The following is a 16865-nucleotide window of genomic DNA, read 5'->3' on the forward strand; positions in this document are numbered from 1 at the left end:
GAATGTTGATGCCTTTGCCGGCAGATGAAGCAGTTTAGTCGAAAAGCTCAAGAGAGTACAATAAGCTAATTTGTCTAAGTGAAAGTAGAGCTATAGTACCAGTGAAACTGTGATAATAAGCAGTGGAGGGAGGGGCTCAAGTCGTTTTTGGAAAGCTTATATGCTTTTAAAGTGTAGATTCGAATGAGATGGGTGAATGAATCCTATTAAAATAGAGAATAGCCATTATTTTATTTGCCGCTATCCTTATTCGTTATCTAAAATGCTTAAATAAAAAACGATGGAACGCCGTGTGAGATGAAAGTCTCACGCACGGTGTGGAGTGGGGGAAAACTCGGAGAGAATCTCAAAGGGTTACCTATCACTATATGGTGTAACAAGTACGGCCGTTTTAAAAGAAACCATTGAAATGATCGGAGGAGAAGTTAACTATTACATCCCTAATCGATTTAACGATGGTTATGGACCAAACACAGCTGCTTTTGAACGATTGATTGAAGAAGGTACACAATTGATTGTGACTTGTGATAATGGTGTAGCAGGGCATGCTGCTATAGATCGAGCAAATGAGTTAGGCGTAGACGTAATCGTGTCGGATCATCACGAATTACCAGATAAACTGCCTGATGCTTATGCAGTGATTCATCCTAGACACCCACAAGGTTCTTACCCTTTTGGCGATTTATCTGGTGTGGGAGTAGCCTTTAAATTAGCGACAGCGTTATTAGGAGAAATTCCCATTGAGTTATTAGATTTAGTTGCCATAGGAACCATAGCCGATCTCGTTTCTCTAACAGATGAAAATAGAGCTTTAGTCATGCAAGGTTTAGTCATATTGAAGAGTACTCAGCGTATCGGTTTATCTGCTTTGTTTAAATTAGCAAAAATAAAACGTGAAGAAATCGATGAGGAAACGATTGGGTTTATTATTGCTCCTCGTTTAAATGCTGTAGGTCGATTAGGCGATGCTTCTCCTGCAGTAGAATTACTAACAACTTTTGATGATGAAGAAGCCGCTTCTTTAGCACAAATGGTACAAGAAAAAAATATAGAACGCCAAGGTTATGTATCGACTATCACTAACGAAGCTTTTGAGATGATTGACAAAATGGATACCGCAATGGATGTTTATGTTTTAGCAAAAGAAGAGTGGCATGAAGGCGTATTAGGTATTGTTGCCAGTAAAATTGTTGGCAAAACTGGTAAACCTGCTATAGTCATGAATATTGACAAAAACAAAGGTCTGGCAAAAGGGTCTGGCAGAAGCATACCAGCATACCATTTATATAATGCTTTGGACAATGTTCGTCATCTTACGACTACTTTTGGCGGACATCATATGGCTGCTGGTCTAACTATTCCAATAGAAAATATCGAACACATTCAAAATGAGCTGAATCAATATGCTGTAGCGAATGGTCTATCTGAAGAATTAGGTGAAGAAACACTTATAGATGGGCAACTGAAAATTGAAGAAGCTACGGTTGAAGTAGTAGAAGAATTGCACCTTTTGGCACCGTTTGGTACAGATAATACTAAACCTATTTTTCTATTCAAAAACGTTGAGTCTCAAGAAGTGCGACGTATTGGAGGAGATCAAGCGCATTTGAAAATGAAGCTTGCTGAAGAAAATGCCTTTTTAGATGTGATAGGTTTTCAATTTGGTCCAATTGCTGATGAGATAGGCTTGCATTCTGAAGTCTCTGTAGTTGGAAAATTAGCGATAAATGAATGGAATGGTTCTCGAAAAACGCAATTGATGTTAGAAGATTTAGCCATTGAAGGCATTCAAGTCTTTGATTCAAGAAGTACCAATATTCCGGCAGCTTTATGGACCACAGAACAGGCTGATTTTGTCTTTTTTGATTCAAAAAACTTCGAAAAATTTGTAAGCAATGTGCCTACTACCAGCTATGCTCACCAATTGACTAATATAGATGCATTGGAACAATTTACGATGAAAACCAATCAACTTATTTTCGTCGATTGTCCTTCTGATGTTGACTGGGTAAAAGATCTGTTAAGTGGATCTAGTCCAGAAAAAATCATCGCTTGTTTTTACAGTCGAGAAGAATTGTATTTAAATGGTATGCCAAGTCGCAATCAATTTGGCCAAGTTTTTAAATACACAGCGACTCATGTTAATATTGATATTAGAAATAAGTTAAAGTTATTGGCAACCCACTTAAATATAAAAGAAAATAATTTAATTTTTATTATTTCAGTGTTTTTAGAGATCGGATTTGTTACAATAAAAGATGGTGTAATGAACGTTGTTAAAGATGTTCATAAGAAAGAATTAGAACAAGCAGCAGCTTATCAAAAAAGATTAAAACAAATTCAGTCTGAAAACTTTTTTGTTTACAGTCATTTTTCTGAGTTGGAGAATTGGATGAAACAACAAGTAAACGCATCACTTTAATTTTGAATGGAGGAAAACTTTTAATGGATTTAAAAAATTATATTGCAGATGTTCCTGATTTCCCGGAAAAAGGCATTGTCTTTCGTGACATTTCACCTTTAATGGCTGATGGAGAAGCCTATCGCTTTGCGACAAGTGAAATTGTAAAATATGCACAAGATAAAGGCGTTGAAATGATTGTAGGACCTGAAGCACGTGGATTTATCGTAGGCTGTCCAGTAGCTTATGAAATGGGTATTGGATTCGCTCCTGCACGTAAAAAAGGAAAACTACCTCGCGAAACTATCGAAGTTACGTATGGTTTAGAATACGGAAAAGATACGTTGCAAATTCATCAAGATTCTATTAAACCTGGTCAAAAAGTCTTGGTTTGTGATGATTTATTAGCAACAGGCGGAACAATTGCCGCAACGATCGAGCTGATTGAAAAACTTGGTGGAATAGTTGTTGGAACTGCTTTTCTAGTTGAATTAAAAGACTTGAATGGCCGTGAGAAGATTAAAGGTTACGATATTTTAGCTTTAATGGAGTATTAATCGTTCATCTACTATCACATTTATATACAATGAACTCTAGAAGATTTTCTTCTAGAGTTTTTTATTAAAATTTTTTTCTTTGTTTTGCGGAAGTTACCATTAGAAGAGTTAACGATCTTGCAATGACAAAGGAGCGTATAGGATGCAAACAACAAAACTCAATCAAACGTTATTTCATTTAACATTATGTAAAGGGATAGGTGCTACAAGTCGCATCCGGATGCTCTCATCTTTAATAGACAATCCTTATTTGACCCCCTATGATTTAGCCCACTGTGCGCAGTTAAATGCTGCTAATACAAAATTATTTATGAATAGTTTTTCAGCAATCTGCCTAGAAGAAAAACTAATCGAATACAAAAATAGACACATCAAATGGGTCACTATTTTAGATTCAAACTATCCAGAATATCTTAAACACACCTATAACCCACCCGCACTTTTATTTTATCAAGGAGACCTTAATTTACTAAACCGCAATTTGTTAGCGGTTGTAGGCTCTCGACAGAATAGTGTTTATGGAACAAAAGTATTGTCGCTATTATTACCAGACTTAATTCGTCAAAATTTTGTTACTGTGAGTGGGTTAGCAAAAGGAATCGATCAGGAAGTTCATAAACAGACTATAGCATTAGGTGGCCAAACAATCGGAATAATTGGAACAGGACTAGATCAATATTATCCATTTGAAAATGAAAAACTGCAAAAGGAAATGGGACGAAACCATTTGCTTCTATCAGAATATCCTTTAGGAACAAAGCCGCTAAAACAACATTTTCCCATGCGGAATCGGATTATCGCAGGCGTATCCTTAGGTACTCTGGTCATAGAAGCAAAATACCGAAGCGGAAGCTTGATTACTGCTAATTTGGCGCTTCAAGAAGGAAGAGAAGTTTTTGCGATTCCTGGAGATATTACAAAACCCTATTATGAAGGAACCAATGATTTGATTTTAAATGGTGCAAAATGTGTGTTAAATGCAAACCATATTTTAGAAGAATTGATGAACTAAAACGAATTAAAAAGAGAAACTTTGAAAGAATTGGAACTGTTTTTTCAAAGTTTTTTTGTATGCCACAAAAAAAGAGCCTTAACCACTAGTAAAGTAAAGGTTTTCAATAAAAAAAACGATCTTTTTCTTCTATTATATACTCCTTTTCTCACTAAAAATAAATAAGGAGAGTTGACAAAGTACCTAAAGATGGAATAAGATGATTAACGATTTCTATTCTAGCTTAGAAAATAAACGAATCAGTAAAAATTACGCTCATTTGAGAGGAGCATTTCATTGGCATATAAATACCTGGTGATTGTTGAATCGCCTGCTAAAGCAAAAACAATTGAAAAATATTTAGGTCGAAATTATAAAGTGGTCGCCAGCTTAGGACATATCCGCGATCTTCCTAAAAGTCGGATGGCAGTGGATGTTGAAAATAACTACCAACCTGAATATATTTCTATTCGAGGAAAAGGCCCATTAATCAAAGAGTTAAAAAAATATGCAAAAAAAGCTGAAAAAGTTTTTCTCGCAGCTGACCCGGATAGAGAAGGGGAAGCTATTGCTTGGCATTTGAGTTTTTTACTAGGGCTAGATGTAACAGATAAGAACCGTGTAGTGTTTAATGAAATTACTAAAGATGCCGTTAAAAATGCATTTAAAGAACCACGTTCCATTGATATGGATTTAGTCAATTCACAACAAGCTCGAAGAATATTAGATCGACTTGTCGGATATACCATCAGTCCTATTTTATGGAAAAAAGTAAAAAAAGGATTAAGTGCTGGAAGAGTTCAATCCGTAGCGCTAAAATTGATTTGTGATCGAGAAAATGAAATCAATCAATTTAAACCTGAAGAATATTGGTCAATCGGTGCCAACTTTAAAAAAGACAAAAAGAAATTTAAAGCCAATTTCTATGGACTAAAAGGCAAGAAAAAGGATTTAAAGAATGCCCAAGATGTACAAGAAATTATCAAACAACTAGATGGCGATCAGTTCGAAGTGCTATCTGTTACTAAAAAAGAACGGATGAGAAACCCAGCTCTTCCTTTTAAAACAAGTAGTTTGCAACAAGAAGCAGCAAGAAAATTAAATTTCAGAACGCGTAAAACGATGATGGTTGCACAACAACTCTATGAAGGTATCTCAATGGGGCGCGGTGGTGCTGTCGGACTGATCACTTATATGCGTACGGACTCTACTCGAATCGCTGCTTCCGCAAAAAGTGAAGTTGCAGAATACATTATAAAAGAATTTGGACCTGAATACGCAGCTTCTAAACCCCGAACAGGAAAAAAAGCTGAAGGTGATCAAGACGCCCATGAAGGTATTCGACCATCTAGTGTGTTAAGGACACCAAAGGAAATTGAAAAATTCCTGACAAAAGATCAATACAAATTATACAATCTTATTTGGTCGCGATTAGTAGCTAGTCAAATGACACCAGCCGTATTTGATACTATGAAAGTAGATATTGCACAAAATGATGTGTATTTCAGAGCAAATGGTTCGAAAATCAAATTTCCTGGTTACCAAAAAGTTTACATTGAAGGTAACGATGAAGGAAAAGAGGAAAAAGAGAATCTTTTACCTGATATGAAAAAAGGTGATCAAGTTAAATCAGTAGATATTGAACCAAAACAACACTTCACTCAACCGCCTGCTCGTTTTTCCGAGTCGACTTTGATTCGTGTGTTAGAAGAAAATGGTGTAGGTAGACCCTCTACTTATGCTCCGACTTTAGAAACGATTCAACGTAGATACTATGTTAAACTACAAAGCAAACGGTTCGAAGTAACGGAATTAGGCGAGATCGTTAATGGACTCATTAATGAATTCTTCCCTCAGATTGTTGATGTTCACTTTACAGCAGATATGGAAAAAGATCTGGATGAAGTTGAAGAAGGGAATAAGGAATGGCCTAAAGTTATCGATCAATTCTACAAACCCTTTGCGGTTGAAGTTGAAAAAGCGGAAGAAAATATGGAAAAAGTCCAAATCAAAGATGAACCTGCTGGATTTGATTGTGATCTTTGTGGCCATCCAATGGTAATCAAACTTGGACGATATGGAAAATTCTATGCCTGCAGCAATTTTCCGGATTGTCGTAATACCAAACCAATCGTAAAAGAAATCGGTGTTACTTGTCCTGTATGTGGTGAAGGGCATGTCATTGAACGAAAATCTAAGAAAAACCGTATTTTTTACGGATGTGATCGTTACCCAACATGCGAATTCGTTTCATGGGATAAACCGGTCGGTCGGAACTGTCCTAAATGTGAGCATTATTTAGTTGAAAAGAAAGCAAAAGGCAGCAAACAAGTGGTCTGCAGTCATTGTGATTATAAAGAAGAACTGCAAAAATAACCAAAGCATAAAAGAACTAGTTAGGCAGAGTAAACCTCCTCTTGCTTAACTAGTTTTTAGTTATATTTAAATGTGAAAATAAAAGATTATTCATTTAACAGCAAAGATTAAAGCAGAAATGAATTGTTTTAAAATTCAATTAATTTAATTCTTTATCGATTGTAATCTAAATATTTGTATGATAAAGTAGCTTTGTTGTAAGAGTGGAGGGATTATTTTTGGTAGATCAAACAATTAAAAAAACTTTTTTGCAATATTTGATTACCGAAAGACATTATTCTGAGCTGACAAAAAAAGCTTATGAGGAAGATATCACTCACTTTGAATTGTTTTTAAATCAAACGGGAGATGCTGATTTTAGTAGCGTAACTCTTCAAGATGTCCGGATCTATTTAGGTGAATTAAACGAACAAGGATTAAGCCGCAATAGTGTTTCAAGAAAAATTTCTAGTTTACGAGCATTTTATCAGTTTTTATTAAAAAACCAATTGACTCAAGATAATCCATTTTCTTATATTCATTTAAAAAAGAAAACGCTTCGTTTGCCTAAATTCTTTTATGAAAAAGAAATGGATGCTCTTTTTGAAGCTGTAAAAGGAGAAAGGCCGCTTGATTTTAGGAATGAAGCCATCCTCGAGGTCCTTTATGGAACAGGAATACGTGTGAGTGAATGCAGCGGGATCACATTGAAAGATATTGATTTTGATTTAAGTGTGCTATTGATCCATGGAAAAGGGAATAAAGAACGATATGTACCTTTTGGACATTATGCAGCGGTTGCTATACGTGAGTATATGGAAAAGAGCCGTACTCCATTAATGGCAAAATACCAAAAGGATCATTCCTTTTTATTTGTGAATCATCATGGCGATCCAATAACGTCTACTGGAATTGAATATATATTAAATCAAGTGATTAAAAAAAGCAGTTTAACATCTGATATTCATCCGCATATGCTGCGTCATTCTTTTGCGACCCATTTATTAAACAATGGAGCAGACATGCGAACCGTTCAAGAATTGCTTGGTCATGCTAGTTTATCGTCAACTCAAATATACGCTCACGTAACAAAGGAACGATTACAAAAAAATTATCGTCAATTTCATCCAAGAGCTTAGGAATGGATAACTGACTGGAGGAAAAAATAATGACAGAATTTCATGCAACAACTATTTTCGCGATTCAACATAATGGAAAAAGTGCAATGGCAGGAGATGGCCAAGTAACCATGGGTGAACAGGTCATCATGAAAGGCACGGCACGCAAAGTTCGCCGCATTTACAATGATGAAGTACTTGTTGGATTTGCTGGTAGTGTAGCGGATGCCTTTACGTTAGAAGAAAAATTTGAAAGCAAATTACATGAATATAAAGGGAACCTCACTCGCGCTGCAGTAGAATTGGCTCAAGAGTGGCGTTCAGATCGTGCAATGCAAAAATTGGAAGCTTTATTAATCGTGATGAATAAAGAAGAAATGTTAATGGTTTCGGGTGGCGGTGAAGTTATTCAGCCAGACGATGGAATACTTGCGATCGGTTCAGGCGGAAACTTTGCACTTGCAGCTGGAAGAGCGTTAAAAAAACACGGTAAAGACCTAACAGCAGCCCAAATTGCTGAAGAGAGCTTAAACACAGCTGCTGACATTTGTGTTTTCACGAATCATAATATTATTGTGGAAGAATTATAAGGAGTGAACGAAATGATGACTAAAGAGAATATGACTCCAAAAGAAATTGTAGCCGAGCTAGATAAATTCATTATTGGACAGGCAACCGCTAAAAAATCGGTTGCTGTAGCTTTGCGCAATCGTCAAAGACGCCTAAAACTAAATGAAGATATGCAAAAAGAAATCACACCTAAAAACTTATTGATGATTGGAGCAACGGGTGTAGGAAAAACAGAAATTGCACGTCGTTTAGCAACGATCGTTCAAGCACCTTTTGTAAAAGTTGAAGCAACTAAATTTACAGAAGTCGGGTATATCGGAAGAGATGTTGAATCTATGGTTCGTGATCTAGTGGAAGCGTCTATTCAAATCGTAGAAAAACAACAATACTCTAATGTCTACACTCAAGCAGAACGAAACGCCATCGAACGGATTGTAAAACTATTGATACCAGGGATCAAAAAAGAAAAGAAACAAAGTACTAGTGCTAATCCTTTTGAAAGCATGTTTAAAAATATGGGTATTGATCCTAACCAAGTTAACCCACAAGCAGAAGAAGAGGAAGAAGAAGTAACCGAAACTATTTCTACCGACCGTGAAAAAATGAAACAACAAATTCGTAATGGTCTATTGGATGATAGAGAATTGACTGTTCAAGTAGAAAGTCAAAAGAAACCAATGAATTCTCCTATGGGAGCCGGATTGGAACAAATGGGTATTGACTTGAATGAAACATTAGGTGCTTTACGTCCAAAACAAAAAACCAAACGTACCGTTACCGTGAAAAAAGCGATTGAACTCTTTATTCAAGAAGAATCTTCAAAATTAGTCAATCCAGAAGATATTCAATCCATGGCTGTTGATTTAGCTCAAAACGCAGGAATCATTTTTATTGATGAATTTGATAAAATTACGTCTAAAAATGAAAATAGCGGAACCGTTTCTAGAGAAGGTGTTCAACGTGACATTTTACCGATTGTAGAAGGTTCTCAAGTGGCTACAAAATACGGTCCTATTCAAACAGATCATATCTTGTTTATTGCTTCCGGTGCTTTTCATGTCGCTAAACCAAGTGATTTGATTCCTGAATTACAAGGAAGATTCCCGATTCGTGTAGAGTTAGATGATTTAACAAAAGAAGATTTTGTCAAAATTTTAACCGAACCGAATAATGCGTTGTTAAAACAGTATATTGCCATGTTGGGAACTGAGAATGTTACTATCACTTTTACGTATGAGTCCATTGAACGATTAGCAGAGATAGCTTATCGAGTTAATCATGAAACAGATAATATTGGGGCAAGACGCTTGCATACAATTTTAGAAAAATTATTAGAAGATTTATTGTTTGAAGCTCCAGATATGCAAATGGGAGAAATCACCATCACAGAAAGCTATGTAAATGAAAAAATTGAACACATTGTAGCAGACAAAGATTTAAGTCGCTACATTTTATAAAAGATCGATGGAGGCTTCACATGAATGATTTACTGCAAAAAATGCGTAAAATTAATTATTTGTTACAAACTAAAGGCGGCGTAGTAAAATCCGAGTCTTCACCCGAAGGAGTATTAGCGTTTAATGATATGGCAATCGTGTTAGGGGATATTCTTAATGCCAACACGTATCTGATCGACGACGCTGGGACACTTTTAGGCTACCATGAGAAACACGAAATCAATAACGAGCGTGTTAAACAAATGCTTATTGATGAAAAATTTCCTATGAAGTATACCCGCAGCATGCTAGAAATCTATGAGACCAGAACAAATATTGGCATCGAAAGCGATTATACCGTCTTTCCTATCGAAACAAGAGATATGTTTGTAGAAGGCTTAACTACGGTTATCCCTGTTTTTGTGGCAGGAGAACGGTTAGGGACTTTGTTGCTTGCACGCTTGAACCAAGTATTCGATGACAATGATCTCATACTCGGCGAACATGCCGCAACTGTTGTTGGAATAGAAGTCTTGTATAAAAAGTCTACACAGATCGCAGAATCAGCTCGAAGTATGGCTACTGTTCAAATGGCGATCAAGACGTTGTCTTATAGTGAACTAAAGGCGATAAAGGCTATTTTTGAAGAATTAGACGGTACAGAAGGTCGGATTACTGCTTCCAATGTAGCGGATAAAGTGGGAATCACTCGTTCTGTCATTGTTAATGCTTTACGTAAGTTAGAATCAGGCGGGATCATTGAATCACGGTCATTAGGCATGAAAGGAACATACATCAAAATACAAAATACAAAGTTTATTGATGTACTAGAAAAAGAATCGATTTATTGATGCGTCATTCGTCATAGAAATAATCCTTTAGTTTGTATACTTAAAGGATTATTTTTTTAAGCACATCGTGCATTTGAATAAACTAGGAGGCTATTAACAATGATTACATTAAAAAATGACGCATTAACTGTTCATATTTCCCAAAAAGGTGCTGAGTTGCAAAGCATTAAAAGTAATAGCGAAGAAGTAGAGTACTTATGGCAAGGTGATCCAACTTTTTGGGGCAGAAAAGCTCCTGTTTTATTTCCCATTGTTGGTCGATTGAAAAATGATGAATATGTCTATCAAGGAAAAACCTATTCATTAAATCAACATGGATTTGCTAGAGACCTTGTATTCCAAGTTGAAGAACAAACAGATGTATCTGTTTGTTTCACTTTATCGTCTACTCCAGAAACAAAAGTGAGTTACCCATTTGACTTTAAATTGACCGTTACGTACACGTTGGATAAAAACGATATTAAGGTCAGTTACGGCGTCTACAACACTCACCCAATAGAAGATATGTATTTTTCAATTGGCGGACACCCAGGGTTTAACGTGCCTATGACAAGCGATACAACATTCGAAGATTATTATTTAACTTTTTTACCTAGAGAAACACGTAAAAAGATTCCGTTAATCGGTTCTTATTTGGATCTAGAAAATAAGACACTGAGTCAAACCAATACGGAAATCGATTTAAAAAGACCGTTATTTGATCATGACGCACTCATCTATGAAACAAAAGGAAAAAATATTTTTTCGATTTCTTCTGAAAAAACGGCTCGTTCAGTAGCGTTAACTTTTGAAGGCTTCCCCTATACAGGTATTTGGTCACCACCTAAAAAAGAAGCACCATTTGTATGTATCGAGCCATGGTTCGGAATAGCAGATACCCAAAATGCCAGTGGTGAGTTAAGCGAAAAATTAGGGATTCAACACTTAAAGGGAATGGAAACATTTGCTGCACATTACACGATTTCACTGACTTAAATATTTCTAGTACAAGCAAACAAAACAAAAGGGCCTGAGATCATCGTCTCAAACCCTCTTGTTTTTTGTTTTGAATTGTTACTTTTTGTCTTTTTTGTAGCCTAATCCGAATGGAACTTTGCTTTCTGTACCATTGCGGATTCGTTTGATGTTTTCTCTATGTCTGTAAATAATAAAAATCGTTAATAGAAATGCAATGATCGTTAAGATCCAATCTCCAATAAACAACGATGAAAGAGTAATAATGGGTAATGAGATCATACTCGAAAAGCTTACCATTCGAGATAAAAATAAAATGACTATAAATATACAGACGCTGTAAACAAAGAATACAGGGTTATATGCTAATAGTACTCCAGCACTAGTGGCAACAGCTTTCCCGCCCTTAAATCCAGCAAAAATAGGATAAGTATGACCAAGGATAGCGCCTAAACCGATGATCATAGGATTAATGGGTATATTGAACAGCAAAGGCAAGCTTGCAGCCAGTGTACCTTTTAATACATCTGCTAACAGTACGGTGGTTCCAGCAGTTTTCCCTAAAACTCTAAATGTATTTGTCGTCCCAGAGTTTCCGCTACCAAATTGACGAATATCTTTTCCATAAAATTTCGTTCCTATCCAAACACCTGAAGGAATCGAACCTAATAAATAAGCAATAATGAACATAATTATGATTTTAATCAACAAACTTCTCTCCTTGACTTGCAGTATACATAGATACACTAACGTATTCATCATTTTAACACTTATCGTAATAGAAGGCTAGAAAAAAAGCGTTTTATCTGTCGCTCCAGCAGGTGGGGAAAGGGACATTATTTTTCTAACAAACTTGCATTTCAAAAAAATAAATAGTTTAATAAAAAAGAAAAACTTATTATTTTAAGGCGAACATATTTTCGGTTTTTGTTAAAAATCTGTTGTTTAGTGCTTTCTATTCCTTAAAAGATAGAGTATGATTAAACAGGTGCTTATGAAACTGAAGCAATCAATGAGTCTATTTGTGACTTTACTCATAATTGCAAACTAATAAAAGAGATCAGAAAAACTTTAGAATGAAGAAAGAACCTCCTTTGGTTCCATTCAAACAAGAATGAGCATTGTTTTGGTGGATAGGTAAGCAGGAATCACTTTATTTTAATGCATTAAGGAGTTTTAGTATGCCAAAAGAATTAAATAAAGATTACAACGATGAGTCGATCCAGGTCTTAGAAGGATTAGAAGCGGTACGAAAAAGACCGGGTATGTATATTGGATCCACTGATGCACGAGGATTACACCATTTAGTCTATGAAATAGTTGATAATTCAGTCGATGAGGCTTTATCGGGCTTTGGAACTGAGATCAGTGTGACTTTGCATAAAGACAACAGCATTAGTGTGAAAGATAACGGACGCGGAATGCCGATTGGGATGCATTCATCTGGGATCCCTACTGTACAAGTTATTTTTACAGTACTGCATGCTGGTGGGAAGTTTGGACAAGGTGGCTATAAGACTTCCGGTGGATTACATGGTGTAGGTGCCAGTGTCGTTAACGCTCTTTCTGAATGGCTTACTGTTACAATCATCCGCGAAGGGGTTCATTACCAACAAAAATTCGTAGAGGGTGGAAAACCTAAAGGATCATTAAAGAAAATAAAAACGAATAATGAAAAAAATGGAACCATTGTTCACTTCAAACCTGATGCGACTATTTTTACGACGACTAATTTGTCTTATGATATCTTAGCAGAACGTTTAAGAGAATCTGCGTTTCTTTTAAAAGGATTACGCATCGAATTAAAAGATGAACGAAATGACCAAGCCGAAGTTTTTTATTATGAAGAAGGGATTAAGGAATTTGTCGGGTATTTAAATGAAGACAAAGATTTATTAACCCCTGTAGCTTACTTTGAAGGCGAAACCAATGAGATCGAAGTTGAATTTGCTTTTCAATACAATGATGGTTATTCAGAAACGATTTTATCGTTTGTTAACAACGTACGGACAAAAGACGGCGGTACTCATGAATCAGGTATGAAAACAGCCATTACCAAAACGTTCAATGAATATGCACGTAAAGTAAGCCTGTTAAAAGAAAAAGACAAAAATTTAGAAGGTACCGATTTTAGAGAAGGTTTAGCAGCTGTTATTTCAATTCGGATACCAGAGAATCTTTTGCAATTTGAAGGCCAAACGAAGAGTAAACTAGGAACTCCTCAAGCAAGATCAGCGGTAGAGACCGTTGTAAGTGACCAACTTAGTTTTTATTTAGTCGAAAACGGTGATTTAAGCCAACAATTGATCCGTAAAGCTCTTAAAGCACGTGAAGCCAGAGATGCTGCTCGAAAAGCACGTGAAGAAAGCCGTAACGGGAAAAAACGTAAAAAAAATGACACTCTTTTATCTGGTAAATTAACACCAGCTCAAAGTAAAAATGCCAAACGTAATGAACTTTATTTAGTGGAGGGAGATTCTGCGGGGGGTTCTGCTAAACAAGGCCGAGACCGTAAGTTCCAAGCCATATTGCCTCTTCGTGGGAAAGTTATTAATACTGAAAAAGCTAAATTACAAGATGTAATGAAAAATGAAGAAATCAGTACTATGATCTATACGATCGGTGCTGGTGTAGGACCTGAATTTGATATTGCCGATTGCAATTACGATAAGATCATCATCATGACCGATGCGGATACCGATGGTGCTCATATTCAAACCTTATTATTGACGTTCTTTTATCGTTACATGAAACCTCTTTTTGAAGCAGGTAAAGTTTACTTAGCATTGCCGCCACTGTATAAGCTATCAAAAGGTACTGGCAAAAAAGAAAAAATTGCTTATGCATGGACAGATGATGAATTGGTTCAAGTCACCAAGGATTTTGGTAAAAATTATATCTTGCAACGATACAAAGGTCTTGGTGAAATGAACGCTGATCAGTTATGGGATACAACTATGAATCCAGAGACCAGAACATTGATCCGAGTAAAAATAGATAATGCAGCTCAAGCTGAAAAACGTGTGTCTGTCTTAATGGGCGATAAAGTAGAACCTAGACGGAAATGGATCGAGTCTCACGTAGAGTTTACGTTTGAAGAAGGCGGCAGCATTTTAGAAAATAGTCAAATTATGGATCAAATTGAAACAGTAGATGAAGGAAGTGTCGAAGATGGAGAATAGAGCGGATATTCAGGAATTAACCCTGGAAGAAGTAATGGGAGATCGTTTTGGACGCTATTCAAAATATATTATTCAAGAACGAGCTTTACCAGACATTCGTGACGGTTTAAAACCAGTTCAACGCCGAATCTTATATGCGATGAACGTAGAAGGCAACACGGCAGATAAAGGCTTTAGAAAATCTGCAAAAACAGTCGGTAATGTGATTGGGAATTACCACCCTCATGGAGACACCAGTGTCTATGAGGCCATGGTACGATTAAGTCAAGATTGGAAACAACGTGAGGTCTTGATTGAAATGCACGGGAACAATGGGAGCATGGATGGAGATCCTCCAGCAGCTATGCGGTATACCGAAGCTCGTTTATCAAAGATTTCTGCTGAACTTGTGCGAGATATCGATAAAGAAACGGTTGACTTCATTTTAAACTTTGATGATACTGATGAAGAACCTACAGTATTCCCAGCTAGCTATCCTAACCTAATGGTTAATGGAGCTACAGGGATATCAGCCGGTTACGCAACAGATATCCCACCTCATAATTTAGGAGAGGTGATTGATGCAACCGTTCATTTAATTGATCACCCATCTGCAGATGTAACTGATTTAATGAAACACATTAAAGGTCCTGATTTTCCGACTGGAGCTATTGTACAAGGTGTAGATGGCATTCAGAAAGCTTATGAAACAGGAAGAGGAAAAATTATTGTTCGCTCAAAGACTAGAATTGAAGAAGTTAGAGGCGGAAAAGAACAAATCGTGATCAATGAAATTCCTTACGAAGTAAATAAAGCTGTTTTAGTTCGCAAAATGGATGAAATTCGGTTGAATAAAAAAATCGATGGAATTGCTGAAGTACGTGATGAGTCTGACCGTAATGGGCTTCAAATCGTAATTGAGTTAAAAAAAGAAGCAAATGCACAAGGAATTTTAAATTATTTATTGAAAAATACTGATTTACAAGTAGCTTATAATTTTAATATGGTTGCTATTGATAAGAAACGCCCTAAGCAATCCGGTATCGTTAGAATGTTAGAAGCCTACTTAGAGCATAAAAGAGAAGTCATTACCAGAAGAACAAAATTCAATTTGCGAAAAGCTGAAAGCAGACAACACATCGTTTCTGGTCTAATTAAAGCTTTATCTATTCTAGATCAAGTAATCAATGCCATTCGAAGCAGTAAAGATAAGAAAAACGCAAAAGAGAATTTAGTAGAACAATTTGATTTCACTGAAATCCAAGCAGAAGCTATTGTTTCTTTGCAACTTTATCGATTAACAAATACCGATATCACGGCATTAGAGCTTGAAGCAGCTTCATTAGATAAGGATATTACAAGTTACAAAAAAATCTTATCTAGCCCTAAAGAGCTTGATAAAGTCATGAAAAAAGAGTTAGTTGAAGTGAAGAAAAACTACGCTTCTCCCAGACTAACTATTATTCAAGATGAAATTGAAGAGTTGAAGATCGATACTGAAGTCTTGATTGCTTCTGAAGAAGTCTTTGTATCTGTTACTAAAGAAGGTTACATCAAACGAACAAGTTTACGTTCGTACAGTGCATCTAAACCTAATGAAATCGGCATCAAAGAAGGAGATTACCCAATTTATATTCAACAGCTAAATACGTTGAATCATTTATTGTTGTTTACCAGCAAGGGAAATATTATCTATCGTCCAGTTCATGAATTGTCTGACTTGAGATGGAAAGATATGGGAGATCATTTATCTCAAAATATTGCTTTTGAAGCAGATGAAAAAGTAATAAAAGTCTTTGGCATTGAGAAGCAATCACCGGATGCAACCTTCACATTTATCACCAGAGAAGGCTATATTAAACAAACGTCTGTTTCAGATTATGTCATTGGACGCAATTATAAAAATAAATCTTTTTCTGCTATCAAGCTAAAAACGGCTACTGATGAATTAGTAAATATTGTTTATACAGAAAATCCTTTATTGAAAGACGTATTTTTAGTGACTCATCGAGGGTTTGGGTTGCGCTATTCTTTAGAAGAGGTCCCGGTTGTGGGTTCAAAAGCTGCTGGTGTAAAATCAATTAACCTTAAAGAAGGCGATTATGTCGTCAATGGAGTCTTGCTTGACATTGAAACTGGTAAAACAGAATTAATGATCTTAACTCACCGCGGTTCAATCAAAAAAATGAATCTTCGTGATTTTGAAACATTAGGAAGAGCTAAAAGAGGATTGCTCATTTTGAGAGAGTTGAAGAAAAATCCTCATCGTGTAGCATTTGCTTTTGAAGCTTCTAAAGAAGATGTCTATACTATCCTAACGTCTAAAGGAAAAGAAATTCCTTTATCTAGTGCTTCTTATTCAATAAGTGATCGCTATTCAAATGGATCATTTATCGTAGATGAAGTTGAAGATGGGACACCAATTGAAGTGAAAAAAGATTTATTATCTAATGAAAACAAGTAAATGAGTA

General features: G+C 36.0%; 11 protein-coding genes and 1 pseudogene. 11 read left to right on the forward strand and 1 reads right to left on the reverse strand.

Annotated features, from left to right (window positions below; all coding sequences use genetic code 11):
• Window positions 1–370: 370 nt before the first annotated feature.
• The 9 genes and pseudogenes from recJ to NST49_RS08710 all read left to right on the forward strand — a co-directional run.
• Window positions 371–2422 (forward strand): annotated as a pseudogene (gene recJ, locus NST49_RS08670) (single-stranded-DNA-specific exonuclease RecJ); the annotation flags it as partial.
• Between the two features lie 23 nt (window positions 2423–2445).
• A complete protein-coding gene (locus NST49_RS08675) occupies window positions 2446–2958 on the forward strand; it encodes an adenine phosphoribosyltransferase (protein WP_023178018.1) in 513 nt (170 codons plus the stop codon).
• A gap of 142 nt (window positions 2959–3100) precedes the next feature.
• Complete coding sequence (gene dprA, locus NST49_RS08680; protein WP_341048099.1) at window positions 3101–3970, forward strand: DNA-processing protein DprA; 870 nt, start codon at window positions 3101–3103, stop codon at window positions 3968–3970.
• Window positions 3971–4246: 276 nt separating this feature from the next.
• A complete protein-coding gene (topA, locus tag NST49_RS08685) occupies window positions 4247–6325 on the forward strand; it encodes a type I DNA topoisomerase (protein ID WP_023178015.1) in 2079 nt (692 codons plus the stop codon).
• A gap of 218 nt (window positions 6326–6543) precedes the next feature.
• Window positions 6544–7443, forward strand: a complete 900-nt coding sequence (gene xerC / locus NST49_RS08690; RefSeq protein ID WP_034536726.1) for a tyrosine recombinase XerC — start codon at window positions 6544–6546, stop codon at window positions 7441–7443.
• Between the two features lie 29 nt (window positions 7444–7472).
• On the forward strand, window positions 7473–8012 hold the full coding sequence (gene hslV / locus NST49_RS08695) for an ATP-dependent protease subunit HslV (protein WP_023178012.1): 540 nt from the start codon (window positions 7473–7475) through the stop codon (window positions 8010–8012).
• Between the two features lie 15 nt (window positions 8013–8027).
• Window positions 8028–9449 (forward strand): ATP-dependent protease ATPase subunit HslU, encoded by a 1422-nt coding sequence (gene hslU / locus NST49_RS08700; protein ID WP_341048704.1) that lies wholly within the window; start codon window positions 8028–8030, stop codon window positions 9447–9449.
• Between the two features lie 20 nt (window positions 9450–9469).
• Window positions 9470–10279, forward strand: a complete 810-nt coding sequence (gene codY / locus NST49_RS08705; RefSeq protein WP_023178010.1) for a GTP-sensing pleiotropic transcriptional regulator CodY — start codon at window positions 9470–9472, stop codon at window positions 10277–10279.
• A gap of 99 nt (window positions 10280–10378) precedes the next feature.
• Window positions 10379–11254, forward strand: coding sequence for an aldose 1-epimerase family protein (locus NST49_RS08710; RefSeq protein ID WP_301426351.1), 876 nt, complete (start codon window positions 10379–10381; stop codon window positions 11252–11254).
• A 78-nt stretch (window positions 11255–11332) separates the two neighbouring features.
• Here the strand turns inward: NST49_RS08710 and plsY are convergent, their stop codons facing one another.
• Window positions 11333–11938, reverse strand: a complete 606-nt coding sequence (plsY, locus tag NST49_RS08715; protein WP_341048706.1) for a glycerol-3-phosphate 1-O-acyltransferase PlsY — start codon at window positions 11936–11938, stop codon at window positions 11333–11335.
• A gap of 476 nt (window positions 11939–12414) precedes the next feature.
• Between plsY and parE the strand changes: the two genes are divergently transcribed.
• A complete protein-coding gene (gene parE / locus NST49_RS08720) occupies window positions 12415–14415 on the forward strand; it encodes a DNA topoisomerase IV subunit B (protein WP_023178007.1) in 2001 nt (666 codons plus the stop codon).
• A complete protein-coding gene (gene parC, locus NST49_RS08725) occupies window positions 14405–16858 on the forward strand; it encodes a DNA topoisomerase IV subunit A (protein WP_341048105.1) in 2454 nt (817 codons plus the stop codon). Before parE ends, parC begins: the two co-directional genes overlap by 11 nt.
• The last annotated feature ends 7 nt before the right edge of the window (window positions 16859–16865 follow it).

Origin of the sequence: Carnobacterium sp. FSL W8-0810 (genome assembly GCF_038007125.1) — a bacterium.
Classification (GTDB): Bacteria; Bacillota; Bacilli; order Lactobacillales; family Carnobacteriaceae; genus Carnobacterium_B; species Carnobacterium_B inhibens.